Source organism: Cryobacterium sp. TMT1-66-1 (assembly GCF_004403435.1).
GTDB lineage: Bacteria > Actinomycetota > Actinomycetes > Actinomycetales > Microbacteriaceae > Cryobacterium > Cryobacterium flavum.
In genome coordinates this window covers 1-24,098 of record NZ_SOGP01000009.1, presented here as the reverse complement: position 1 = coordinate 24,098, position 24,098 = coordinate 1, and the positions used below count along the sequence as shown (strand labels likewise).

At 65.4% G+C, this 24,098-nt stretch carries 25 protein-coding genes; 12 read left to right on the top strand and 13 right to left on the bottom strand.

The window, feature by feature from the left end; all coding sequences use genetic code 11:
• Positions 1-4: 4 nt before the first annotated feature.
• On the bottom strand, positions 5-997 hold the full coding sequence (locus E3T29_RS05965; RefSeq protein ID WP_134344660.1) for a TAXI family TRAP transporter solute-binding subunit: 993 nt from the start codon (positions 995-997) through the stop codon (positions 5-7).
• Between the two features lie 209 nt (positions 998-1,206).
• On the opposite strand from E3T29_RS05965, the gene E3T29_RS05960 reads away from it, so the two are divergent.
• Genes E3T29_RS05960 through E3T29_RS05945 form a run of 4 tightly spaced genes read left to right on the top strand, consistent with a single transcriptional unit; the run spans position 1,207 to position 4,586 of the window.
• Positions 1,207-2,082 (top strand): NAD(P)-dependent oxidoreductase, encoded by an 876-nt coding sequence (locus E3T29_RS05960; RefSeq protein WP_134344659.1) that lies wholly within the window; start codon positions 1,207-1,209, stop codon positions 2,080-2,082.
• Positions 2,083-2,110: 28 nt separating this feature from the next.
• Positions 2,111-2,896, top strand: coding sequence for an SDR family oxidoreductase (locus E3T29_RS05955; RefSeq protein ID WP_134344658.1), 786 nt, complete (start codon positions 2,111-2,113; stop codon positions 2,894-2,896).
• 4 nt (positions 2,897-2,900) lie between these two features.
• Positions 2,901-3,875, top strand: a complete 975-nt coding sequence (locus E3T29_RS05950; protein ID WP_198417719.1) for a dihydrodipicolinate synthase family protein — start codon at positions 2,901-2,903, stop codon at positions 3,873-3,875.
• Positions 3,876-3,929: 54 nt separating this feature from the next.
• The gene (locus E3T29_RS05945) at positions 3,930-4,586 is read left to right on the top strand and encodes a GntR family transcriptional regulator (protein ID WP_134344657.1); all 657 of its coding nucleotides are present in this window, start codon (positions 3,930-3,932) and stop codon (positions 4,584-4,586) included.
• Between the two features lie 21 nt (positions 4,587-4,607).
• On the opposite strand, the gene E3T29_RS05940 is transcribed toward E3T29_RS05945, so the two are convergent.
• Positions 4,608-5,027: a cupin domain-containing protein gene (locus tag E3T29_RS05940; protein ID WP_092338201.1), complete on the bottom strand. Its 420-nt coding sequence runs from the start codon at positions 5,025-5,027 to the stop codon at positions 4,608-4,610.
• The gene (gene lhgO / locus E3T29_RS05935) at positions 5,024-6,211 is read right to left on the bottom strand and encodes an L-2-hydroxyglutarate oxidase (protein WP_134344656.1); all 1,188 of its coding nucleotides are present in this window, start codon (positions 6,209-6,211) and stop codon (positions 5,024-5,026) included. The genes E3T29_RS05940 and lhgO overlap by 4 nt, the downstream gene beginning before the upstream one ends.
• A 52-nt stretch (positions 6,212-6,263) precedes the next feature.
• On the opposite strand from lhgO, the gene E3T29_RS05930 reads away from it, so the two are divergent.
• Complete coding sequence (locus E3T29_RS05930; protein ID WP_134344655.1) at positions 6,264-6,998, top strand: fumarylacetoacetate hydrolase family protein; 735 nt, start codon at positions 6,264-6,266, stop codon at positions 6,996-6,998.
• 15 nt (positions 6,999-7,013) lie between these two features.
• On the opposite strand, the gene E3T29_RS05925 is transcribed toward E3T29_RS05930, so the two are convergent.
• The 6 genes from E3T29_RS05925 to E3T29_RS05900 are packed head-to-tail and all read right to left on the bottom strand — an operon-like array spanning position 7,014 to position 12,152.
• Positions 7,014-7,700 carry a GntR family transcriptional regulator gene (locus E3T29_RS05925; RefSeq protein WP_134344654.1) on the bottom strand — a complete coding sequence of 229 codons (687 nt, stop codon included), beginning with the start codon at positions 7,698-7,700 and terminating at the stop codon, positions 7,014-7,016.
• A gap of 41 nt (positions 7,701-7,741) precedes the next feature.
• On the bottom strand, positions 7,742-8,419 hold the full coding sequence (locus tag E3T29_RS05920; RefSeq protein WP_134344653.1) for a GntR family transcriptional regulator: 678 nt from the start codon (positions 8,417-8,419) through the stop codon (positions 7,742-7,744).
• A 30-nt stretch (positions 8,420-8,449) separates the two neighbouring features.
• The gene (locus E3T29_RS05915) at positions 8,450-9,610 is read right to left on the bottom strand and encodes an acyl-CoA dehydrogenase family protein (protein WP_104090059.1); all 1,161 of its coding nucleotides are present in this window, start codon (positions 9,608-9,610) and stop codon (positions 8,450-8,452) included.
• Entirely contained in the window at positions 9,603-10,799 is a 1,197-nt protein-coding gene (locus E3T29_RS05910) for a CaiB/BaiF CoA-transferase family protein (RefSeq protein ID WP_134344652.1), read from the bottom strand. Before E3T29_RS05910 ends, E3T29_RS05915 begins: the two co-directional genes overlap by 8 nt.
• Complete coding sequence (locus tag E3T29_RS05905) at positions 10,796-11,395, bottom strand: carboxymuconolactone decarboxylase family protein (protein ID WP_241987672.1); 600 nt, start codon at positions 11,393-11,395, stop codon at positions 10,796-10,798. The genes E3T29_RS05910 and E3T29_RS05905 overlap by 4 nt, the downstream gene beginning before the upstream one ends.
• A 7-nt stretch (positions 11,396-11,402) precedes the next feature.
• A complete protein-coding gene (locus E3T29_RS05900; protein WP_134344650.1) occupies positions 11,403-12,152 on the bottom strand; it encodes an SDR family NAD(P)-dependent oxidoreductase in 750 nt (249 codons plus the stop codon).
• A 176-nt stretch (positions 12,153-12,328) separates the two neighbouring features.
• On the opposite strand from E3T29_RS05900, the gene E3T29_RS05895 reads away from it, so the two are divergent.
• Positions 12,329-15,145, top strand: a complete 2,817-nt coding sequence (locus E3T29_RS05895) for an FAD-binding and (Fe-S)-binding domain-containing protein (RefSeq protein ID WP_134344649.1) — start codon at positions 12,329-12,331, stop codon at positions 15,143-15,145.
• A gap of 18 nt (positions 15,146-15,163) precedes the next feature.
• Here E3T29_RS05895 and E3T29_RS05890 read toward each other — a convergent pair whose 3' ends face one another.
• Positions 15,164-16,858 carry a dihydroxy-acid dehydratase gene (locus tag E3T29_RS05890; protein ID WP_134344648.1) on the bottom strand — a complete coding sequence of 565 codons (1,695 nt, stop codon included), beginning with the start codon at positions 16,856-16,858 and terminating at the stop codon, positions 15,164-15,166.
• Between the two features lie 157 nt (positions 16,859-17,015).
• On the opposite strand from E3T29_RS05890, the gene putP reads away from it, so the two are divergent.
• Positions 17,016-18,521: a sodium/proline symporter PutP gene (gene putP, locus E3T29_RS05885; protein WP_092338179.1), complete on the top strand. Its 1,506-nt coding sequence runs from the start codon at positions 17,016-17,018 to the stop codon at positions 18,519-18,521.
• Between the two features lie 82 nt (positions 18,522-18,603).
• Here putP and E3T29_RS05880 read toward each other — a convergent pair whose 3' ends face one another.
• Together E3T29_RS05880 and E3T29_RS05875 are read right to left on the bottom strand one after the other, a co-directional pair.
• Positions 18,604-19,188 carry an antibiotic biosynthesis monooxygenase gene (locus E3T29_RS05880; protein ID WP_134344647.1) on the bottom strand — a complete coding sequence of 195 codons (585 nt, stop codon included), beginning with the start codon at positions 19,186-19,188 and terminating at the stop codon, positions 18,604-18,606.
• Complete coding sequence (locus E3T29_RS05875; protein WP_134344646.1) at positions 19,189-20,025, bottom strand: exodeoxyribonuclease III; 837 nt, start codon at positions 20,023-20,025, stop codon at positions 19,189-19,191. It lies immediately after the preceding gene.
• Positions 20,026-20,133: 108 nt separating this feature from the next.
• Here E3T29_RS05875 and E3T29_RS05870 point away from each other — a divergent pair, with 108 nt between their 5' ends.
• Together E3T29_RS05870 and E3T29_RS05865 are read left to right on the top strand one after the other, a co-directional pair.
• Entirely contained in the window at positions 20,134-21,135 is a 1,002-nt protein-coding gene (locus tag E3T29_RS05870) for a TIGR03557 family F420-dependent LLM class oxidoreductase (RefSeq protein WP_092338173.1), read from the top strand.
• A gap of 48 nt (positions 21,136-21,183) precedes the next feature.
• Positions 21,184-21,972 carry a coenzyme F420-0:L-glutamate ligase gene (locus tag E3T29_RS05865; protein WP_134344985.1) on the top strand — a complete coding sequence of 263 codons (789 nt, stop codon included), beginning with the start codon at positions 21,184-21,186 and terminating at the stop codon, positions 21,970-21,972.
• Here E3T29_RS05865 and E3T29_RS05860 read toward each other — a convergent pair.
• Complete coding sequence (locus E3T29_RS05860) at positions 21,969-22,319, bottom strand: nuclear transport factor 2 family protein (RefSeq protein ID WP_134344645.1); 351 nt, start codon at positions 22,317-22,319, stop codon at positions 21,969-21,971. The genes E3T29_RS05865 and E3T29_RS05860 overlap by 4 nt on opposite strands.
• 135 nt (positions 22,320-22,454) lie before the next feature.
• Between E3T29_RS05860 and E3T29_RS05855 the strand changes: the two genes are divergently transcribed.
• From E3T29_RS05855 to cofC, 3 genes are read left to right on the top strand one after another with little or no spacing between them, the layout of a single operon-like run.
• Positions 22,455-22,691: an AbrB/MazE/SpoVT family DNA-binding domain-containing protein gene (locus tag E3T29_RS05855; RefSeq protein WP_092338169.1), complete on the top strand. Its 237-nt coding sequence runs from the start codon at positions 22,455-22,457 to the stop codon at positions 22,689-22,691.
• A 2-nt stretch (positions 22,692-22,693) separates the two neighbouring features.
• Entirely contained in the window at positions 22,694-23,101 is a 408-nt protein-coding gene (locus E3T29_RS05850) for a PIN domain-containing protein (protein WP_233206207.1), read from the top strand.
• Positions 23,082-23,717, top strand: a complete 636-nt coding sequence (gene cofC, locus E3T29_RS05845; RefSeq protein WP_241987671.1) for a 2-phospho-L-lactate guanylyltransferase — start codon at positions 23,082-23,084, stop codon at positions 23,715-23,717. Before E3T29_RS05850 ends, cofC begins: the two co-directional genes overlap by 20 nt.
• Positions 23,718-24,098: the final 381 nt, after the last annotated feature.

Below are 24,098 nucleotides of genomic sequence, written 5' to 3'. Positions count from 1 at the left end.
CGGTTTAGCTGGCCTGGTCGAAGTACGTCTGGGCGCCCGCGCAGGTGGTGATGTAGGGAACGTTACCGGCCGTCGCGGCGTCCAGTTCCTCGGCTGCCGGGTGCACCTGGATCAGGGCTTCCTTATTGTCGAAGATGGCTGCCGTGATCTGCTCCTGCAGGGTCTCGTCCATGTCATTGCTGGCGACCAGCAGGTTCGGCGAGACGATCACCGACACTGCTTCGGTCTGGCCCTCGTAGGTGTTGGCCGGGATGTCCTGTTCGACGTAGTAGGCACCGAATTCGGTGGCGAGAGCATCGGCGTATTCGCCGAAGTTCACCAGCACCATGTCGCCGGTGCTGGCATAGTCGACCAGCGCACCGGTGGGGAGGCCGCCAGACCAGAAGCCGGCGTCAATCGTGCCGTCGCGCAGTGCGTCGGCGGTCTCGGCGGCGCCGAGCTGGCGGCGGTCGATGTCGGTCTCTACGTTGATGCCGGCGGCTTCGAGAATGCGGACGGCGCCGACTTCGGTGGCCGAGGACGGGGATCCGACGGAGACGCGCAAGCCCTTCATGTCTTCAACGCTTTCAATGCCGGTGCCGGACGAGGTGACCAGCTGCATGTAGTTGTTGTAGAGGTTACCGAGCGAGCAGATGTCGGCAGGATTGTCCGCGAAGGAACCGACACCATCCACGGCATCGGAGACCACATCGCCCACCACGAGGGCCAAGTCGGCCGCGCCTGTTTGGATCAGAAGCAGATTGTCGACGGATGCGTTCGTTTCCTGGACGGTGGCGCTGTACCCCTCGATGTCGTTGCCGATCATTGTGGCGATACCGCCACCCAGCGGGTAATACACACCGCCGGTGCCCCCGGTCGCAATGGACAGGGCGGTGGAGCCGCCGGCCGCGCCGCCGCCGTCACTGCAGGCGGTGAGAAAGAGGGCCGGTACCGCGAGAGCGGCAATGGCAATGCGTACTGTGCGTCGTTGCGGGATTGAACGAGAGCGGATGGTCATGAGCTGTGTGCTCCAAACTTCATTGGTTCGAGCGGGCTTGGGAATGTGATCATCCCTCTGTACATTTATACATTCGTCGTACCATCTACGTCAACAAACCCGAATTATCGGCATGTAATTCCTCAACATTGACAGGATTGTCTAAATTTCGTACAGTCGGGATCAATGCAGTTAGTGCGAACCCAGTCAATTCGATGGACAGGAACCCAATGAAGCTGGCCATCATCGGTTGTGGCGAGGTCGGACGGCTCTATGCTGCCGCCGCGGCAGCGGCATTCGACGTGGTGCTGTGCGATTCGTTCCCCTCATCGCAAGCCCGGGAATGCGCCCGGCAACTCGACGTCGAGTTGAAGGAAACCATTGGCGAGTGGCTCGGCGAGGTAGATCGGGTCTGGGCCTGCGTGCCCGGCGATGTCGCAGACAGCGCGGCCGAAGCCGCCCTGCCTTTTCTTCGTGCCGACACGGTCTACGTCGATCTGAGTACCGCGACCACCGCGGGCAAGAAAGAAATGGGCCAGCGGATGTCCGCCAGGAACGTCGCGTATGTCGACGCCGCGATCATGGGCGCCATCGCACTCACTGGGTTGCAGACCCCGATCCTGCTCGCCGGGCCTCGAGCGGAAACCGCGCTGGCCGATTTCGCGACGATTCAGGCCCCGGCCCGTGCACTCGCCGATGGTGAACCGGGCGATGCTATGACGTTGAAGCTTTTGCGCACGGTGCTCACCAAGGGGCTGGAAGCCCTCGGAGTGGAATGCCTGATCGCGGCCGAGAGCCAGGGCGTTCGGGACGAGCTGTACCTGGTTCTCGACGACATCAACCAGGCCGGATTCACGCAATTTCTCAACGCCATCGTGCGCACGCACGTGGTGCACGCCGAGCGGCGATCCCACGAGGTTCATCGGGCCATCGCCCAGCTGAATGACATCGGCCTGCCGGGAACGGTACTCGCCGGCACGTCAGGGCGTTACGAGCAGACGATTCGTTCCCTGCGCGAGAACCCGGCAGCTCCGGGGACGGCAGATCACATTGACTCAGCGGTAGCTTGGCTGCTCGAATCCACGCTCGCGCGCAACGAGAACTGACCGCCGGCACGTCAACGAAAGGATCACCATGGACCTAGGAATCGGAACGAAAACGGCACTCGTGCTGGGTGCCGGCGGTGGCCTGGGAGGAGCCATCGCCCGCGCCCTGGCCGCCGAGGGCGTTTCTGTCGCTGTCGCCAGCAGAACCCTGGCGGGGGCCGCTGCCACCGTCAGCGCCATCACCGACGCCGGAGGCCGAGCCGAAGCCTTCGCCTGGGACCTCGCCGATCTCGTCGAGATGGACCGACAGGTCAGCCTGATTGAACAGCGCCTGGGCGGAATCGACATCCTCATCAATATGACCGGCGGACCCAAACCAACGCCGGTCAGCGGAGTACCCGCCGCAGAGTGGACCAGCTACTTCCAATCGATGGTCCTTCCGGTGATCGCACTGACCGATCGAGTGCTTCCCGGAATGCGCGAACGACAGTGGGGTCGCATCATCACGAACACGAGTTCGGGAGTGATCGCCCCCATCCCGAATCTGGGATTGTCGAATGCCCTGCGGTCGACCCTGGTCGGGTGGTCAAAGACCCTGGCACGCGAAGTCGGTGGCGATGGCATCACCGCGAACACCGTGCTGCCCGGCCGCATCCTTACTGGCCGCATCGCCTTTCTCGACGAAGCGAAGGCGACACGCGAGAATCGTGCGGTGGCCGACGTGACCGCCGAGAGCGAAGCCACTATTCCGCTCGGCCGCTACGGCACCCCCGATGAGTACGGCAAAACGGTCGCGTTCCTGGCCAGCGAGGCGGCTTCCTACATCACTGGGTCGACCATTCGTATTGATGGAGGATTGATCGCCAGTGTCTGAGCGGATGACTGCGCACACGGCTAGCACGATGGTGACGGCGGGAGCATTTTCGCGTTCTACCGCCGGGGTCTACGCCATCGCCCCCACCCCCTTCCTCGAGGACGGGGCGGTGGACTACGTCTCGCTCGACCGCCTGATCGAGTTCTACAACGAGTCCGGTGTCGATGGGCTGACCGTTCTGGGACAGCTCGGCGAAGCACCGAAGCTCTCGGCCGAGGAAGCCGTGCGGATCGCCACGCGGTTCGTGGAACGCACGACCTTTCCCATCATCGTCGGAGTGTCCGCACCGGGCTTTGCGGCGATGCAGGACCTAACGGCGGCCGTGATGGATGCCGGAGCGGCGGGCGTCATGATTGCCCCACCCGTTTCGCTGCGCACCGACGATCAAATCGTGGGTTACTACGCGGGTGCCAGTGCGGCCATCGGCGCCGAAACACCGTTCGTTATCCAGGATTACCCGCTGACCTTCTCGGTGGTGATGACGCCCCAGGTGATTCGACGGATTGCCCTCGATAACGACAACGCCCTCATGCTCAAGCACGAGGATTGGCCGGGGCTCGAGAAGATCACCACCCTGCGCGGCTATGAAGCTGACGGCAGCATGCCTCGGCTGTCGATCCTCTGCGGCAATGGCGGCCTCTTTCTGGACTTCGAAACGGAACGTGGTGCCGACGGCGCCATGACCGGCTATTGCTTTCCGGAAATGCTCGTCGACACGGTGGCGTTGGCCGCTGCGGGGAACCGCGAGGCGGCCCACGACCTGTTCGACGCCCACCTGCCGTTAATTCGTTACGAGCAGCAGCCGGGAATCGGTCTGGCGGTTCGCAAGTACGTCTTCGCGCGCCGTGGTGTTATCGCTTCCGCAGCCCAACGGTCACCGTCCGGCCGAATGACAGAAACAACCAGGGCCGAGGTCGATTACCTGCTGGAACGTTTGTCGCACCACGACCCCCGGGCGAAAATGTCGCGAGAACACTGACGCTAAGCTACAGCTGCTGTACAGCAGCCGAGTCAACTGAGAACGGGAAGAACAATGGCAGGTGCAGACGACAGCGTTTACGCGGTGGTGCGGGGCCGCATCGTGTCGGGTGCCTATCCACCAGGCCAGCACCTGCTCGAGTCCGTTCTCACCGCTGAGCTCGGCGTCAGCCGTTCTCCCGTGCGTGCGGCCTTGCGCCGGTTGACCGAGGAAAGTCTGGTCATCACGGAACCCCATCGGGGTGCTTTCGTGGCGCAGCTGACCCGCTCGGACATCGACGAAGTCTTTGACCTGCGACAAAATTTGGAGTCCAAAGCGGCGGGGCTGGCCGCGCTCATCCGCTCGGACGATGAAGCCGATGCGTTGTTTGAATCGGTGCGGGCGATGGAGGCGATCATTGAAGCGCGGTCGCCGAGCTATCGCGCGGAACTCCTGGCGAACAACCAGGAGTTCCACGATCTCATTCTGGCGGCGGCCAGAGCCCCCCGACTGGTTCAGATCGTGCGCACGCTCACGGCGTCGTCACTGTCTCTGGGTGCCTTCTATTACTACTCCGACGAGGATATCGCCCGCAGCGTGGCGTTTCACCGTGATCTCGCCGTCGCCATCCTGAAACAGCACCCCGAGGTGGCGGCCGCGCTCATGGCCGCCCACCTCGGCATCGCCCATCACGCTTTCGTCGACCGCAGATTCGGCGACGCGCGCGCCTAGCGCCGTTCAACGGGAAGGGGTCTAACCGTGGTCTTCGCCGTCGATTCGGCCCGTGACACCGGTGTCCACCATCGTGCGGGTCGCATCGGCTGACCCGTAGGTCCAGAGGATGCGCATGGGGTTGACCAGCGACGCATTGCGAAAGTGATGCGGAATATCGGCGGGAACAAAGGTGGTGTCGAAGGTCGACAACCGTGTTTCAACGCCGTCGATGTTCACGACTGCTTCACCCTGAACGACGACCACGCTCTCGATGCAGTTGTGGCTGTGGTGGCCGATCGCTGCCCCAGGTTCGAAGGTCGTCAGGCCATTGAGAAAAGTGTCTGCGCCAATCGCTTTGGTGACGAGAGCAACAGTGGATGCGCCGTTGCCGCGATCCCGCGCCGGCAGCGCGGCCGGAACCAGAATGCGCGGCAGCACCACGCGCGTCGGCTCGGTCATCGTAGGGCTGCCAATTCATCGGCAACAGCCCGGCCGATTTCCAGCCCGGCCGTCGCGGCGGGGGATGGCGCATTCAGCACGTGAATTTGCCGGGGGGCGCGTTCAAAATAGAAATCGTCGACCAGGCTGCCGTCTCGTCGCATGGCCTGAGCGCGTACTCCGGCGTGGGTGGGCACCAGACTGTCGTCGGCCAGTGCGGGAACGAGCTCGCGCAGGCTCGCCAGAAAGCGCTTCTGCGACAGGGAACGGGCGACCTCATCGAGTCCGTTTCGCCAGAACTTCTTGCCCAACTTCCACAAACCTGGCCATCTGGCACTTTCCCAGGTATCCCGGGGGTTGATCTGAAGCCAGGTATAGCCTTCGCGGGCGAGGGCGAAGACGGCATTGGGTCCGGCGTGAACGCCCCCCTTGACCATTTTGGTCAGGTGCACTCCGAGGAACGGAAACGCCGGGTTCGGCACCGGATAGATGAGGCCGTTCACCAGGTGCGTCGACTCGGGCGTGAGCTCAAAGTATTCGCCCCGAAACGGAATGATCCGCACGTCGGGTTTCAGGCCGGCCAGACTGGCGACCCGGTCGCTGTGCAGTCCGGCGCAGTTCACGAACTCGTCGGCGCGATATTCCGCCACTTTCGTGGTGACCGTCACCGCGTCCGGATGGGTCGTCACGCCGACGATCTTCTGGTCGAAGAGAACTTCACCTCCGCCCTGCTCGATCAGCCGACACAGTGCGGCGCACACGCCGCGATAGTCCACGATGCCGGTGGATGGCACCTTCAACGCGGCCACGGCGTTGACGTGAGGCTCAACCTCGCGCGCCTCGGACGCGCTGACGATGCTGCAGCCCACTCCGTTGGCCTGGCCGCGTTCGTAGAGTCGTTCCAGCGCGGGTATCTGAGACGCACTCGTGGCGACAACGAGTTTTCCGCAGATATCAATGGCGACTCCGTTGTCTTTCGCGAAGCGCTCCATTGAAAAGGCCCCGGCCTGGCCCAGCGTCGCCTTCAGGCTTCCGGGGGTGTAGTACAGGCCGGAGTGGATGACGCCGGAATTGTTGCCGGTCTGGTGCGCCGCAACGCCGCGTTCCTTCTCCAGCACGGTCACGCGGTGGCCTCGGCGCGTGAGCTCGTACGCGGTGGAAAGTCCGACGATGCCCGCTCCGGCGACGATGACGTGAGTCTTCATTGATTCGATCCCGCCTATAGTTTGCTTACTGAGAGCATACTATAGTGAAATAATGCACCCGATCAATCCACTGTCTGCCGTCTCCTCGCCGCCGACCGCGCCCAGCCTTCCGATCATCGACTCGGATGATCGCTACTACCTGCGCCGGGTGTTCTGCGTGGGGCGCAACTATGCCGATCACGCGCGCGAACTGGGTAACGACCCCGATCGGGAGCCCCCCTTCTTCTTCGCCAAGCCGGCCGATGCCGTGTTCGCCGTCGACGAGGGTGTTCCGGAGTTCGGGATCGCCCCGCACGAGGTGCCCTACCCGCCGCAGACCGCCAATCTGCACTACGAGATGGAACTCGTCGTGGCGATCGGCGCCGGCGGCAGCGATATCACGGTAGCGGATGCCCTCAGCCACGTTTGGGGCTACGGCGCCGGGATCGACCTGACGCGCCGCGATCTCCAGGACGAGGCCAAGGCGCTGAAGCGGCCGTGGGATCTCTCCAAGGGGTTCGACTTCTCAGGCCCCTGCACCCCGCTTGTGGCAGCAGCCCGGATCGGTCATCCGGCTGCCGGAACCGTGTGGCTGAGCGTGGATGGCGACAGTCGCCAGCACGGCGATCTCGCCGACCAGATCTGGTCCGTTCCGGAGGTGGTCGCGTCGCTGTCGAGCTTCGTCACCCTCCGGCCGGGCGATCTGATCTTCACCGGCACGCCGGCCGGAGTGGGCGCCATCGTGACCGGCAACGAGGTTCGTGGTGGTGTCGACGGAATCGGCAAGCTGAGCTTTCGCGTCGTCTGACCCGGCGAATCGCCGCTATTCGTTCGCGAGGATGGTTTTGCGATCACTGAGAGCGCGCAACCGGGCGCTCTCGATGTGGTGGCGCATCAGGTCGGCAGCGGCTTCGGGCGAACGCGCCACGAAAGCATCGTAGATCTGCCGGTGTTCTGCGGCGGCGAATCGGGCATCCGCTGAACCGAGTTTCACGAACAGGCGAAAGCGCTGCACCTGACCGCCGAGGGACCGATAGGCCCCCTCGAGAAAGGGGTTCGCCGACTGTTCGGCGATGAGAGAGTGAAAATCCTCGTCGGCCGACCAGTACTCCCGAAAGGAACGCACCACCTGGGACTCCGACAGGCGCAGCAGGTCATCGATCGGCACCAGGAGTTTCGCGAGGAACTCCGGCGTCACCCGCCGGCCAGCCTCCAGCGCCAGGGCCGGCTCGAGCACGAGCCGGGCTTCCATCAGCTTGTCCAGCTCGACTTCGCTGAACAGCGGCGCCACGAAGTAGCCCCGAAGAGCTTCGCGATGCACGAGCCCGGTGTGTTCGAGACGGGCGAGCGCCTCGCGGATCGGCGTCTGGCTCACCTCGAACTCGCGCGACAGCGTGGGAATGTTCAGCGCAGCACCCGGATCGAACGTGCCGTTCATCAACTGGCCGAACAAGAGGGCGTAGACCTTGTCAGCGTGCGTTGTGCGTTCCGGTGCGTCGTCTCGTGCCATAGTAAAATCCTACCGGCTATAGTTTGGACGAGTTTGGTGCTCTAAGTCAGCAGGGCGCGGAGCGCGTTCGTGGCGTGTCGCCGGTGATCGTCCAGGAGCTGGATCAGCCGGTCGGTGTCGCCGGCGGCGAATGCCTCCACCATTTGCGAGTGTTCACTCTCCACGCGCTCCCGGTTGCTGGGGGTTTCGTAGTACAGCAGCCGGTAGGCCTCGGTCGAGTCCCACAGGGCTCCGACAATACGTTCCAGCCGCGGCAGCCCGGCTGCCGCCACCAGCACGAAGTGAAACCGTCGATTGGCTTCGGTCATCGTCAGGAGGTCGCCACCGTCGCTGGCGATTTCGACCGCGCGGGCAGCGTCGCGAAAATCGCTCAGCACGCCGGCCGGCGGATTGGCCATGGTCGTGCGCACAGCTTCGGTCTCGAGCAGCTGCCGAAGTCGGTAGACCTCCAGCAGGTCGCCCAACGACAACCGCGCCACCCGGTAGCCACGGTGCGGCTCGTGCACCACCCGGCCCTCGGCGGCCAGCGTGTTCAAGGCTTCGCGAACCGGCACCCGGCTCACCCCGAGGCGTTCGGCGAGCGTGTCCTGGCGAAGCGGCTGGTCGGGAACCAGCTCGCCGACGACGATCAGCCGCCGCAGCTCCTTGAGGACGAATTCCGGGGCCGTCGATGGCCGGGGGCCGGTCACCGAGGGGGGAGTTAGTCGTGTCACGGTCATGACTCTAACCCACCCCTCACTCACTCCTACTCAGCGGAAGGCCGCGATGCCGGTGATGTGCTGCCCGAGAATGAGGGTGTGCACCTCATCGGTACCTTCATAGGTGCGCACGCTTTCCAGGTTGTTCGCGTGGCGCATCGGGGAATAGTCCAGGGTGATGCCGTTCCCGCCGAGCATGGCCCGCGCTTCCCGGCAGACTTCGATGGCCTCCCGGCAGTTGTTCAACTTGCCCACCGAGATTTGGTGGGTCGACAGCGTTCCGAGGTCCTTGAGCCGCCCGATCTGCAGGGCCAGCAGGGTTCCCTTGTTGATTTCGAGTGCCATGTTGACGAGTTTCTGCTGGGTCAGCTGGTAGCCGGCGAGCGGCTTGCCGAACTGCATCCGCTCGCGAGAGAAGTCGAGAACGGTCAGGTAGCTGTCTCGGGCAGCGCCCATCGCGCCCCAGATGATGCCGTAGCGCGCCTCGTTGAGGCACTCGAATGGTCCGCGCAGACCGCGAGCCTTCGGCAGCATCGCTGACTCCGGCAGTCGCAGGTCGGTGAGCTGGATTTCGCACTGAATGGACGCCCGCATCGACAGCTTCGGCTCGATCGGGGTCGCGACGAAGCCGGGAGTGTCGGTGGGCACGATGAACCCGCGGATACCGTCTCCGGTCATCGCCCAAATGATGGCCACCTGGGCCACCGAGGCGAGTCCGATCCACCGTTTCGTGCCGTTCAGCACCCAGTCGGAGCCATCACGATGGGCGAAGGTGGTCATGCTTCCCGGGTCAGACCCGGCCGTCGGCTCGGTCAGGCCGAAGCAGCCGATGATCTCACCGGCGGCCATGCGGGGCAGCCACTCGTTCTTCTGCTCCTCGGAGCCGTGCTTGTGAATCGCGCTCATGGCGAGGGAGCCCTGCACGCTCACGAAGGTGCGCAGCCCGGAATCGCCTGCCTCCAGTTCCATCGCCGCGAGGCCATACTCCACCGACGTGCGCCCGGGGCAGCCGTAGCCCTTGAGGTGCATGCCGAGAAGACCGAGCTTGGCCATTTCCGGCACAATTTCGAGCGGAAAAATCGCCTTCTCGTACCAATTCGCAATGTTTGGTTTGATCGACGAGTCGACGAAGGAACGAACTTCTCCGCGCAGGGCGATCTCCGTATCGGTGAGCAGGGATTCAATGCCGATGAGATCTGAGGTGTCAAGCATGGGCTGTCCTTCTGGTCGTGGTGGTTGCTGTGGTATTCAGTGCTGTGGTGTTGAACGTGGCTCCGGCGTGTTCGCCGAGCAACGGTGGCGGTCGCAGATAGCGCGCGGGGGTATGGGAGAGGCGAATCGGGTTAGCGATCTGCCGACTGGTACGGGAGCCGTCTGTCACGTCCACGACGGGAGCAAGGCCGAGCGTCGTGGCAAGCTCGAGCGCTTCGAGAATCGAGTTCACCTTGCCGGCCGGTACTCCGGCCAAGAGCAGAGCGGCCGACCACTCTGCGGCAGGCCGATGCTGCAAGCGCTCCTCGAGCAGTTCCTTGAGCGCAGCCCGGTGGGCCAGACGCTCGGTATTGCTGCCGAAACGGTCGTCGTCGGCCAGCTCGGGCAGACCGAGTACGCGCACCAGGTTGACGAATTGTTTGTCGGTGCCGACCGCTACGGCGATCGGGCCATCCTGGGTGCCGAAGGTTTCGTAGGGCGCAATGCTCGGGTGTGCGTTTCCCATTCGGCGCGGAGCCGTTCCGGTGGCGAGCGTGCTCGACGACTGGTTGACCATGCCGGCCAGCAGCGAGGAGAGCAGGTTCACCTCCACGCGTTGCCCCTGCCCGGTGCGATCGCGCACCCGCAGGGAGGCGAGGATTCCCACGACGGCGTTTTGGCCGGTGATCACATCGACGAGCGCGACGCCCACCTTGCTGGGCTCGGAATCGGGGGATCCGGTCACACTCATGAGACCACCGACGGCCTGCACCAGCAGGTCATACCCGGGAAGGTGAGCCCCGGCATCCGTACCGAAACCGGTGATCGAACAGTAGACCAGATCCGGTCGTTCCAGTCGGAGCGAAGCATCGTCGAGTCCGTACTTTTCCATCACGCCCGGACGAAAATTCTCGATCACCACGTCGGCGGCGAGGGCGATGCTGCGGGCTTCGGCCAACCCGGCTTCGGTGCGCAGGTCGCAGACGACGGATCTCTTGTTGCGGTTCACGCTGGCAAAGTAGGAGCCCATGCCGTTCGCGTCGACCGGCGGAACCCAGGCCCGGGTGTCGTCCCCGGCCGGGTGCTCGATCTTGATGACGTCGGCTCCAAAGTCGGCGAGCATCATGGAGGCGAACGGACCGGCCAATACCCGGGAGAAATCGGCGACCTTGATGCCGCCGAGCGGCGACCCGGTATCGGTGTCGATCATGAGGAGACCTCCGTGACGCCAGACGGAGCGGGAACGTCGAACGCGATCAATAGACCGGCCAGCAGCTGGTAATACCCGGCCAAGATGGTGATCTCGACCAGGCCGGCGTGGCCGTGATGCTGCTCCGCCCGGGCGTGGGTGGCCGCATCGACGGCGCGGCCCCGCACGAGCGCCAGCGCGAAGGCGAGAGCGGATGCCTCCGCCTCGGTGGCCGTCTCGGGCGTCACCCCCTGGTCGAGCGCCCGCAATTCAAGCGGCGTGATGCCGACCGTGGCCGCCACTCGGCTGTGGGCGTACCACTCGTACTCACAGCCATATACGGCGGCGATCAGGCACACCACCAGTTCGCGGGTGCGGTTCTCGAGCGTGCCGGCAAAACGCAGCGAGGCACCGAGGGCCGAAACGGCCTGACCCAGGGCGGGGGAGTACAGCAGCGCGTTGAACGGGCCGGCCAGCAGCCCGTCATCGTCGACCACGAGGAACGGCCCGTCGCCGCGCGGGGGAGCGATGATCTCGTCGTAGAGGCGTCGCCCGGCGGGGTCGAGGTCGGACGGGGATAGCAGCGGAAGACGCCCGCCCTGTGCGTGTTCGATCACGGCTCGATCAGACAAGGGTCCGCCCGCCGTCGATGAACAGCACCTGACCGGTGACGAAGGCCGCCTGGCGTGAGGCCAGAAAGAGCACGGAACCGGTGAGGTCATCCACGGTGCCGAGCCGGCCGGCCGGCACCAGCTCGGTGTAGTGGTCCCGCATTCCGGGACGGTCCAGGTGTGCGCGGGTCAGCTCGGTCTCGGTGTAACCCGGCGCGATGGCGTTGACCGTGACGCCGGAGGCGGCCCATTCGCGCGCCATCACCCGCACGAGTTGGTTGAGGCCGCCCTTGCTCGCCGCGTACGGCGCGTGGTCGGCGTGGGCGAGGGTGCTCGAAACCGAGGAGCAGAATACCTGACGCCCGTAGCCGGCATCGATCATGATTCGGCCGGCAGCCTTGCCGAGACGGAATGCGCTGGAGAGGTTGACGTCGAGGATGCGTTGCCAGTCGTCGTCGTTCAGGTCGAGCACGGGAACCCGATGGTTGATCCCCACGGCGTGCACGAGCACATCGAGGCCGCCGAGGCGTTCCACCACCGTGGCGACCACACTCTCGCACCCGGCCGTGGTCGTCAGGTCTGCCTGTACGCCGATGATGCGGGGATCCAGCTCGGCGAGACGCTCTGGGCTGAGATCGGCCACGACAACCTGGGCACCAACCTCCAGAAAGGCGAGAGCGCAGGCGGTGCCGATTCCCCCGGCACCCGCCACGAGAACGCGCTGGGTGGCGAGGCCGAGCCAGTCATTCGTCCTGCCGGTCATCGCGTGCTCCGGCCACAGGGTGCAGGAACGTGCGCCGGAGCGAGTGTCGGTTGGATTGCATCGTTGCAAAGACTCATTTGGATACTGTATCCAATTTGAGGCGGGAGTCAAAGACTCGGGCGCAAGAACTTTCGGAGCGCATTGTGCACAATACGACGCCGGTAGCATTGCTACCCATGCACACCGTCGTCGCACAGCCGCAATCTCTGGCCACCGCTCTGCGCTCCCGGGGGGTGCGGCATGTGCGCGACGACGAAACGACGAGGGCGGCGTATTCCTCGGACGCTTCGCTCTACCGCGTCGTTCCGTCGGCCGTCGTGCTGCCGCGCGACGTCGATGACGTGGCCACGACGTTGGCGCTCTGCCGAGACCGGGGCATTCCCCTCACCTCGCGCGGCGCCGGCACGTCGGTGGCCGGAAACGCCATCGGTGCCGGCGTCATCCTGGATTTCAGCCGGTACCTGAACCAGGTCGTGTCGATTGACGCGGAGGCCCGCACGGCGGTGGTGCAGCCGGGAACGGTGCACGCCACCCTGCAGCAGGCGGCGCTCAAGCTCGGTCTGCGCTTCGGCCCCGACCCGTCGACGCACACCCGCTGCACCATTGGCGGCATGATCGGCAACAATGCCTGCGGTTCGCGCACCCTGGCCTACGGCCGAACCGCCGACAACGTGACCCACCTTGACGTGCTGACCGGAACCGGCGAACGGCTATTTCTCGGGGGCGACGGCACCCCCGCCTCACCCCAAACCGAAGCCCTCCGCGAACTCGTGCGCGGTGAGCTCGGCACCATCCGCACCGAACTGGGCCGTTTCGGCCGCCAGGTCTCCGGCTATGCCCTCGAACATCTGCTGCCCGAGCGCGATTTCGACCTGCGGCGCGCGCTGGTCGGCAGCGAGGGCAGCCTGGCGATCGTCTTGGAAGCCGGCGTCAGCCTGGTCGCCGACGCCGCTCACAAGCGGATGGTCGTGCTCGGCTTCTCCGACATCGGTGCGGCCGGCGACGCGGTCATGGCCGTGCTGCCCTTTCAGCCGACCGCCTGCGAGGGGCTCGACTCGCGCATCGTCGATGTCGTGCGTACCCGAAAAGGCCCGGAGGCCGTTCCCGACCTTCCGGCCGGCACCGCCTGGTTGTTCATCGAGGTGTCCGGAGGAGACCTGCAGGAGGTGACCGACCGCGCCGGGCGCGTGAGCCAGATCGGTGCGGCCGTGGACGCGAGGGTGATCACCGACCCGCGCCAGGCCGCCCAACTGTGGAAGATTCGGGAGGACGGCGCCGGACTGGCCGGCCGGTCGCCGGTCGGGGCACCAGCCCATTCCGGCTGGGAAGACGCCGCCGTGCCGCCGGAGCGCCTCGGCGCCTACCTGCGCGACTTCGACGAGCTCCTGCGCGAGCACGACCTGGTCGGGTTTCCCTACGGGCACTTCGGCGATGGCTGCGTGCACGTGCGCCTCGACTTTCCGTTCGGCCGCGCCGACGGCCGGGCCCGATTCCGGGCGTTCATGACGGATGCGGCCCGGCTCGTAGCCAGCTATGGCGGGTCGCTCTCCGGCGAGCACGGCGACGGCCGGGCCCGGAGCGAGCTGCTGCCCATCATGTACTCCGAGGCCGCGCTCGCCCTGTTCGGCTCGGTGAAGGCCATCATGGACCCGGACAACGTGCTGAACCCGGGGATCGTCGTGGATCCGCGCCCGCTGGATGCGGACATCCGCTCGGCGCACGCGCCGTCGGTGCGCACCGGGCTGGCCCTGTCCTATGCCTCTGACGGGGGCGACTTCAGCCAGGCCGTGCACCGCTGCACCGGAGTGGGCCTGTGCCGAGCCGAAAACACCGGCGACAGCGTGATGTGCCCCTCCTACCTGGCGACCCGGGAAGAGAAGGATTCCACGCGGGGCCGGGCCCGGGTGCTGCAGGAGATGATCAACCAGGGTGGCGCGAACTGGCGCTCGCCGGAAGTGCACGATGCCCTCGATCTGTGCCTGTCCTGCAAGGGCTGCGCCTCGGACTGTCCGACCGGGGTGGACATGGCGGCCTACAAGGCGGAGGTGCTGCACCAGAGTTTCAAGGGTCGGCTGCGGCCGATCACCCACTACTCGCTCGGCTGGCTGCCGCGGTGGGCGCGCCTGGCCTCCGTCGCCCCGAAGCTGCTCAACCGGCTGGTGCGGCTGCCCCTGCTGAGCCGACTGGCTCTTTGGCTGGCCGGCATCGACCACCGTCGCTCGATCCCAACCTTCGCCGAACAGACCTTCACTGACTGGTTTCAGGCTCGCGAGCCGCGCCCTAGCGCCGAGAATGCGCGCCCGGTACTGCTCTGGGCGGATTCCTTCACGAACTATTTCACGCCGGAGGTCGGCCGCGCCGCCGTGCGGGTGCTCGAAGCCGCCGGATGCACCGTGCAGATCCCCGAGCAGCCGCTCTGTTGCGGCCTCACCTGGATCTCCACCGGGCAGCTCGATGCGGCGCGCACCATTCTCGGCAGAACCGTCGGCCAGCTCGCCGCGGTCGCGCACGCCGGTATCCCGATCGTGGGACTCGAGCCCTCCTGCACCGGTGTGCTCCGCTCCGACGCCCTCGAACTACTCGGCCATGAGGCGGCGCAGCCGGTGGCCGCGGCCACACATACGCTCGCCGAATTTCTGGCGACGCTGCCCGACTATGTACCGCCGAACCTTCAAGGCACCACCGTCGTGGCCCAACCGCACTGCCACCACCACGCCGTGATGGGCTGGCGCCCCGACGCTGCGCTGCTGCAGCAGGCCGGCGCCGAACTGACCCAACTGGGCGGGTGCTGTGGGCTGGCCGGCAACTTCGGCGTGGAGCGCGGCCACTACGACGTGTCGATCGCCGTGGCCGAACAGCAACTCCTCCCGGCGGTGCGCGGCGCCGCGGCTGCGACCGTGATGCTCGCCGATGGCTTCTCCTGCCGAACCCAGCTGCAGGATCTCAGCGACCGCCGCGGCATCCACTTGGCGCAGTTGCTCGACCCGTCCTGACAACTAGCGCAACAGTACCTATTGCAGGAAGGCCAGATCGGCACCCTCTGGGGCCTGCAGAACCGTCGACGCGTGCAGTCGACTCCAGCCGCGCGCAGGCAGGGCCGGCAGCTGCAGGTCGGCACGCCGACGGGCGAGCTCCTCGTCGTCCACGAGCAGGTCGACTGTGCGACCGGGCACGTCGAGCCGAATCCGATCGCCGTCACGAACCAAAGCGAGCGGCCCGCCGATCGCGGCCTCCGGTGCACAGTGCAGCACGATCGTGCCATAGGCGGTGCCGCTCATGCGCCCGTCCGAGATGCGCACCATGTCGCGAACGCCCTGCCGGGCCAGATAGCGGGGGATGGGAATCGATCCGGCTTCCGGCATGCCGGCTCCGACCGGGCCGATGTTGCGCATGACCAGCACGTGATCCGGGGTCAGCGCGAGACTCTCATCGTTCAGCCGCGCCTCCACATCATCGAGGGAATCGAACACCGCAGCGATCCCCTCGTGCACCAGCAGGTGAGCGGATGCCGCCGCCACTTTGATCACGGCGCCGTCCGGCGCGAGGGAGCCGGTCAACGCCACGAGCGCACCGGTCGGTCCGAGCGGATCGTCGAGCGCGTGCACCGTGCTCTGCCAGGCCTGGGGAGCAACGGCTCCGTCGAGGGCCTCGCCCAGGGTCTGCCCGGTGATGGTCAGCACATCGAGGTCGAGCAGCGGGGACAGGGTTTTGAGCAAGGCGGGCACCCCGCCGTCGCGGTGCATGTCCGGCAGGTAGTTCTGGCCGGCCGGTTTGCAATCGACCAGCAGCGGAGTGCGCGCCGCGATCTCGTGAAAATCGTCAAGGTCGAGCTCAATGCCGAGCCGCCGGGCAATCGCCGTCAGGTGGATGATCGCGTTCGTCGAACCGGAGATGGCAGCGAGTACGGTCACCGCGTTGCGAAATGCCCCCGCGGTCATGATCTGCGACGGTCGGCGGTCGGCGGCGGCGATCTCTACGGCCCGACGACCGGTCTGCACACCGAGCCGCAGCCGGTGGGCGGAGACGGCCGGGGCGGTGCCGGCGAAGGGGAGCGACATTCCCATCGCTTCAACGACGCAGGCCATGGTAGAGGCTGTCCCCATCACCATGCAGGTACCGGCGGTCGGCGCGAGTTCCTGGTTGATCTCGCCGATGGTGGTCTCGTCGATCGTACCGGCGCGGAACTCCGACCACAGGCGTCGACAGTCGGTGCAGGCGCCGAGCCGTTCGCCCTTGTAGCTGCCGACGGACATCGGGCCGACGACGAGCGAGATTGCCGGGATGTCGGCCGACGCCGCCGCCATGAGTTCGGCCGGCACGGTCTTGTCGCAGCCTCCCAGCAGAACCACCGAATCCATCGGTTGGCTGCCAAGCTGCTCTTCGAGTTCCATGGCCATGAGATTGCGAAAGAGCATGCTCGTGGGGGTGGTCAGAATTTCACCGATGGACATGACCGGAAAGACGAAGGGCAGGCCGCCGGCCTCGAGCACACCGCGCTTCACGCTCTCGATGAGCTGAGGCATATCCCGGTGACAGGTCGTGAAATCCGAGGAGGTATTGACGATGCCAACGACCGGTCGGTCGAGGTCTTCGGGGTCCAATCCGGCCGAGGCAAGAAAGGCCCGCCGAATGAATTTGCTGAAATCCCGGTCGGCATAATTGGTCAGTTTGCGGTCAACGCCGACAGCTCTGTCATTTGTGTGCATGACCACTCAGGATCGCACACCCTCGCGAGCTGGATGAGTAAATGGGGGACAAACAATGGTAAAAAGCCCGTGTTTCTGCGAGACTGAAGCTTTGAGCTTGCCCGGCACCTCGGGTAATCACGTCCAGTACGTCGGGCATCCCAACAAAGGAATCCCATTGACGGATCAAACATTTCAGTTAATCGCAATCGTTTTATACCTCGTTGGCATGGTCGCCATCGGGTACTTCGCCTTTCGGCAAACGAAAGATCTTGACGACTATATGCTCGCCGGCCGAGGCCTCAAACCGGGCACAGCAGCCCTGAGCGCCGGAGCCTCCGACATGTCCGGCTGGCTTCTGCTTGGCCTTCCCGGAGCAATCTACGTTGGTGGCCTGGTGGAAGCCTGGATGGCCATCGGCCTGACCATCGGCGCCTGGCTGAACTGGAAGTTCGTGGCTCCGCGGCTCCGTTCCTACACCTTCGTGTCAAACAACTCGATCACCATCCCGAGCTTCTTCGAGAACCGGCTCAAAGACTCATCACGCCTGCTGCGCATCGTCTCCGGCGTGATCATCCTGGTGTTCTTCACCTTCTACGTGGCCTCCGGCATGGTCGCCGGCGGCGTGTTCTTCGAGACGTCCTTCGGCTCGACGTTCCTCACCGGCATGCTGATCGTCGGCGGAGTGACCCTGCTCTACACACTGTTCGGCGGTTTTCTCGGCGCCACCCTCACCGACGTCGCCCAGGGCATCCTCATGCTGGTCGCGCTGATTGCGATTCCCGTCGTGGCCCTCAACGCCACCGGCGGAATCACGGCCACCCTGGACTCCATTCGTGAGTTCAACCCCGACCTGCTCTCGCTCACGGCCGGTGGAACCGCACTCGGCATCATCTCCGCCGCAGCCTGGGGCCTCGGCTACGTCGGCCAGCCGCACATCATCGTGCGCTTCATGGCCATGCGCACCCCGCAGGATGCCACGGCGGGTCGCCGCATCGGCATCGGCTGGATGATTCTCACCGCCCTCGGCGCCGTCGCCACCGCCCTCATCGGCATCGCCTACTTCCAGCAGAACCCGGACCTGACTCTGGCCGACCCCGAAACGGTCTTCCTGATGCTGGCTCAGACCCTGTTCCACCCGTTCATCGCGGGTCTGGTCCTGGCAGCCGTTCTCGCCGCTATCATGAGCACCATTTCCTCGCAGCTGATCGTCTCGTCCTCGGCGCTGGTCGAAGACCTCTACAAGATCGTCGGCAAGAAGAACGCCTCGTCAAAGCACCTGGTGATGCTCGGCCGTATCGGAGTTTTGCTCGTGGCAGTCGTCGCCGGCATCATCGCCTTGAACCGCGACACGACCATCCTCGCGCTGGTCGGCTTTGCCTGGGCCGGCTTCGGTGCCGCGTTCGGACCGGTCGTACTCCTCTCCCTGTTCTGGAAGAAGCTCTCGACCTGGGGCACGCTCGCCTCGATGGTCACCGGCGCTGTCGTCGTGTTCATCTGGGGAAATTCCCCCCTGGCCGGCGTGATGTACGAGATCGTGCCGGGCTTCGCCGCCAGCCTGATCGTGGCCGTCGTCGTTTCGCTGCTCACCTACAAGCCGAACGCTGAGATCGACGCCGAGTTCGATCTGGCCGCCGAACAGGCGCACTCGAAGTACGTGGCGCCCGAAAAGGTGTCCGTCTAACGCACCTCGCGCTTCACACCTGGGCGGCATCCGTCGTCGGCTTCTCGCCGACGGATGCCGTTGGTGTTGGTGTTGGCCTTGGTCAGCGGGGCTGTTTCTGCAGCCAGGGGCGCAGCATCCGGGTCACCCAGGGCAGCACGAAGTAGGCCATCAGCGGCGTGAGCACGAGGGTGGTCAGCAGCACCTTGAGCGCCGTCGCGAGGTCGCCCCAGCCGGGAACGAGCCAGGTCACCAGCAGGGTGAAGACGAGGTTGACCGGAAAGAAGCCGAGCCAGATGCTGATCGCTTGTTTCCAGCGCGGCGGCGGCACCAGGGCGGGTTCTCCCGGCTCCGGTTGCATGCCGTCAAACCAGCCCTCGATGCCGGTGCGTTTCTCCACGTGGGCGTCGAGTACCAGGTCGGTGCCGGCTTCGAGCCACTCGGCGCGCTCGTCGGAGTTCTCCCAGGCCGCAAGGCTCTCGTGGTCGGAGAAGCGGTATAGCATGTTCCAGGTCGCGGAATCCTCGCTGCCACGCACCCAGCCCGAGCCGAGAAACCCGGGGTATTTGTGGGCGAGGTTGATGCCGTACTGCACCCATTCGCTCGCCTCGGTGAAGCGCGCCGGATCGACCGTGCGGGTGATGGAAACGGTGACGGATGCTGACGCGGGTGGGGGTGTGAGAGACATCTAGAAAATCATCGGGCGGTCGTCGTCATCGCCGCCGAGATCGAGGTCGACGAGCACCGGCACATGGTCGCTCGGGGCGTCGCCCTTGCGTTCGTTGCGGTGGATGCTGGCATCCGTCACCAGATCGGCGAAGGCTGGGGAGCCGAGAATAAAGTCGATGCGCATGCCCTCGTTGCGCGGAAAACGCAGCTGCTTGTAGTCCCAGAAAGTGAATCCTTCGGGCACGATCGGCCGCACGACGTCGGTCAGTCCTGCCCGTTCGAAGGCGTCGAACGCCGCCCTCTCCTCGGGGGAAATATGGGTGGACTGGCCGGGTACGAAGCTCGGGTCGCCCATATCTTCGTCGCGCGGAGCGACGTTCCAGTCGCCCATCATGGCCAGGGCGAGAGTCGGGTGGGCGGTGAGTTCTTCGGCCGCGTGGTTCTGGAGCGCCTTCAGCCAGGCCAGTTTGTAGGCGTAGTGCGGGTCGCCGAGCGCGCGACCGTTCGGCACGTAGAGGCTCCACAGCCGCAGGTCGTTCACGGTCACGCCGAGCGCGCGCGCCTCGAGCGGCTGGTCAGGGCCAACTGACCCCTTCTGGAAGCCGAGCATATTCGGAAAGGTGGTGACAACATCCGTCATCGGTTCCCGGCTCGCGAACGCCACACCGTTCCACTGGCTCAGGCCGTGAATGGCCAGGTCGTAGCCGGCATCCTCGAACGCCTGCGACGGAAATTGCTCCGGCTTGCACTTGATCTCCTGCATGGCGAGAACGTCGATGTCCTCGCGTTCCATCCAGTCGACGATTCGCCCGGAGCGGGCACGAACGGAGTTGACGTTCCAGGTGGCAATGCGCATTCGTCAAGCCTATAAGCCTGAAGCGGATGCCAGGCGGCGGTATCGAAAGCGGCCCCGGCCGTGTTGCGATTGAATGGGTACAACATTCTTGAGCGCGGAAAGGTCACAGTGACCCAGTTGCAAATTGGCTATGCGGCCATGTTGGAGCAGTTCCCACCGGCCGAAGCGGTCGCACTCTCGGCGTACGCCGAGCAGCACGGTTTCACCGGTGTGATGGCGGCCGACCACTTTCAGCCCTGGGTTCCGGCGCAGGGGCAGTCGAGCTTTGTCTGGGGCGTGCTCGCCTCGATCGCCGAGCGCACCACCGGCAACTTCGGGCCCGGCGTGACCGCTCCGACGTTTCGCTGGCACCCCGCCATGGTCGCCCAGGCCTCGGCGACGCTCGCCTCGATGTACCCCGGCCGACACTGGCTGGGACTGGGCAGTGGAGAAGCTCTGAACGAACACATCGTGGGCGGCTACTGGCCCGAGGCCCCCGAGCGCATCAACCGCATGTTCGAGGCCATCGAGATCATCTCCAAACTGTTCGCCGGCTCCCTGGCCGGCCGGGACGTCAAGCACGCCGGCCAGTTCTTCAAGCTCGAGTCGACCCGGCTGTGGACCATGCCGCCGGTTGCCCCCGAGATTCTGGTCGCCACCGCCGGCCCGGTCACCGCCAAGCGCGCCGGTCGGCTGGCCGACGGCCTGATCACGGTCGGCGCCCCGCTGGAGAAGATCTCGATGCTGTTCGGCAAGTTCGACGACGGTGCGCGCGAGGCCGGAAAAGACCCCTCGACGATGCCCAGGGTGCTGCAGCTGCACCTGAGCTGGGCCGAGACCGACGAAGAGGCGATGGCCAATGCGCTGCACGAGTGGCCGAACGGCGGCATGCGATTTCCGAAGAGCGACATCCGTTCGCCATTCGAGTTCGAGCAGCTGGCCAAACTCGTGCGCCCGGAGGACTTCGAGGGTCGCATGATCATCTCGGCCGACCCCGACGAGCACCGCAAATACATTCAGAGGTTCGTCGACCTCGGTTTCGACCGTATCTACCTGCACAACGTTGGCCGTAACCAGAAACAGTGGATCGACGTCTTCGGCGCATCCGTTCTGCCGAAACTGGTGCGCTAGATGCCGCACGATTCGCTGCCCGACGCTGCCGCCGCCGAAGTGGGCGCCATGGAGCTGTTCGGTCTCAAAGTATTCACCCTCGGGGGGTTCGGCGAGATCACTGCGGGTGACGACCTCGCGGCCCTGATCGCTGAAGCCGCGCAGTCCCGCCTGGCCGATGGGGACATTGTGGCGGTGACCAGCAAGATCGTCTCCAAGGCCGAGGGGCGAGTCGTTCAGGCCGCCGACCGCGAGCAGGCGATCACCGACGAGACCGTGCGCGTCGTAGCATCGCGGGCGCACCCGGGCGGGGTCACCCGCATCGTCGAGAACCGGCAGGGCCTCGTCATGGCGGCGGCCGGCGTCGACACGAGCAATGCGCCCGAGGGTGTGGTGCTGCTGTTGCCGGTCGATCCGGACGGGTCGGCGCGCGCGATCTGCTCGGCCCTCCGCGAACGCACCGGGCTGCGCCTCGGCGTGCTGATCACGGACACCGCCGGGCGCCCCTGGCGGGAAGGCCAGACCGACATCGCCATTGGCGCGGCAGGGCTCGCCGTGCTCGACGACCTGCGCGGCACAGCGGATGTCTCGGGTCGTCGCCTCGACGTCACCGTCGCGGCGGTCGCCGACGAGATCGCCGGCGCCGCCGATCTGGTCAAGGGCAAGACCAGCGGCAACCCGGTCGCCGTCGTGCGCGGACTCGGACGACTGGTCGGCGAGCTGGACGCCGCTGGCGCTCGGGCGCTGCAGCGACCGAGCGACACCGACATGTTCCGACTCGGCACAGCCGAAGCGCGCGCTGAAGGGTATGCCGAGGGGTTCGCGGCCGGCTTGGCTGCAGCGGCCGGTAAAAGCTAGATCGAGATGGTGAGGGCCTGGATCAGGCCGCTCTCGGCGTCGAGCTCGAAGCGGTAGTTCAGATCGACGCTACGGCCCGGAAAGTTGCCCTCGACGCGGTTGACGACGGTCGTCGACGACTCGTCCTTCTCGGTGCGCAGCTGGGTGGTCGTGTACTCGAATTCGGCGGCGCTGCCGGCGAGCCAGGCGGTGATGGCCGTCTCGCCCGTGTAGGTCTTGCCGTCATCGATGACGACCGCATTTTCGGTGAAGGTTGCTCCAGCGGAGGCGGGCTGCGCGCTGGCGCTGCGTTCGAGGTAGGTCATGATGGCCATCGGCAACGTGCGGGACTGAGTGGTGAGTGACATGGAACCTCCTGGGCCGTTCAAAGCGAACGTAATCGAGTCGACGGATGTTTGCAGTCGACCCTTGAGGCTACCGCGCGCCGGGCGCGCCAGGGATCGCCCTAGCCGGAGCGGGAAGTCGCTGGTAACGTATTCCCTATGGAAGTTTCCCTCGACGCGGTCGGGCGTCTCATGGTTCCCAAGGCCCTGCGCGATGCGCTGGGGCTCCATCCCGGTTCAACCGTGGATATTTCTCAGTACGGCAGCGGGCTGCAGGTCGTACCGGCAGGGCGAACGGCTCGGCTCGTCGACGAAGACGGGGTCCTCGTCGCTACGTCCTCGACGGCCATAGACGATGACACCATGTTCGGCCTGATCGATGCCGGACGTCGTTGAAGGTGCTCGCACTCGATACCAGTGTGGCGGTGCCACTGCTCGTCACGACCCACCCAGCGCACCACGCTGTCGTTGACTGGTGGCAGGGGCGTGAAGTCGCATTGGCGGGTCACGCTCTGGCGGAAACTTATTCGGTGCTCACGAGATTGCCGAGCGAGGCCCGGCTTGCGCCTGAAACGGCAGCACGGCTCCTGGCGTCGCGGTTTGCTCTGCCCCTTGTGATGACCGCCGAAACGGCCTTTCGTTTGCCAGCCTTACTCGCGAACTTGGGCATTGCAGGTGGTGCCGTCTACGACGCCGTGGTGGCCCTCGCGGCGCAGGAAAACGATTGTGTTCTCGCCACCCGGGATTCTCGCGCCAAGCCAACATATGACGCCGTTGGCGTTCGGGTTGAAATCGTTGGCCGATAACTGGGTCGTCGTCGTCCCGGTGAAGGGAAGCTCCGAGGCGAAGAGCCGGCTCGGTGTCGGGCCGGGGCGGGCGGCGCTCGCCGACGCTTTCGCGCTTGACACGGTGACGGCGCTGGTGGCAGCATCCGCTGTGGAGCGCGTGTTCGTGGTGACCGCGAGTGCGCGTTTGGGCGCGCTGCTCGGCGGGCTCGGTGCTGTCATCGTGCCGGAGGCGCCGGTCGTTGAAACGGGGCATGCCCGCTTGAACGCCGGGATCGTGCAGGGCATCGCTGCCGCTCGGCTCGCCTATCCCCAAGTAAATCTGGCGGTGATGACCGGGGATCTGCCCGCCCTGCGGCCAGGTGACATCGACGCTGCATTCGCGCTCGCCGCAGCGCAGCCGCGCTCGATGGTGCCCGACGCCGAAGGTGTGGGCACGACGACCCTGCTCGCCCGCGTAGGAGTCACGGTCACGCCGCGGTTCGGTCTCGGCTCCCGCGCTGCGCACCAGGGCGACGGACACGTCGTGCTCGACCTGCCGCCGACTTCGTCTCTGCGGCGCGACGTCGACACCGCGGCCGACCTCGAAGCCGCGCGACTGATCGGACTTGGGCCGCACACGAGCGCTCTGCTCTAGTTCGTGATGCTGAATCGTCTACTACTTCGAAACCGCACAAGTGGCACCACGACGCTGAGGCCGTGAATTGCGAGCAACGCTTTACGTATTGACGGGCGGAAGAGGCGCTAAGAGCGGCAATCATGGATTAATCGATCAACTTTGCCGGCAAGACTATTTCTGAGTTTCTCTCGCGTTTGTGTTCGATTGGCGGTAGAATGGGTGTCAAGGAGGCAATGGCGCCCATGTTCATGGAAAACCCGAGCGAGGCCGGTTCGAACCCCGTCGTTGCGGCGGTGGAGCAGGCTCGGGATGCGTTGTTGGCGGCGTTGGGCGGGGTGTCATTCGGGTTGCTGGGCGATGAAGAATCACTGACCCTGCTGCTGGCGGTGGAGAGCGTGG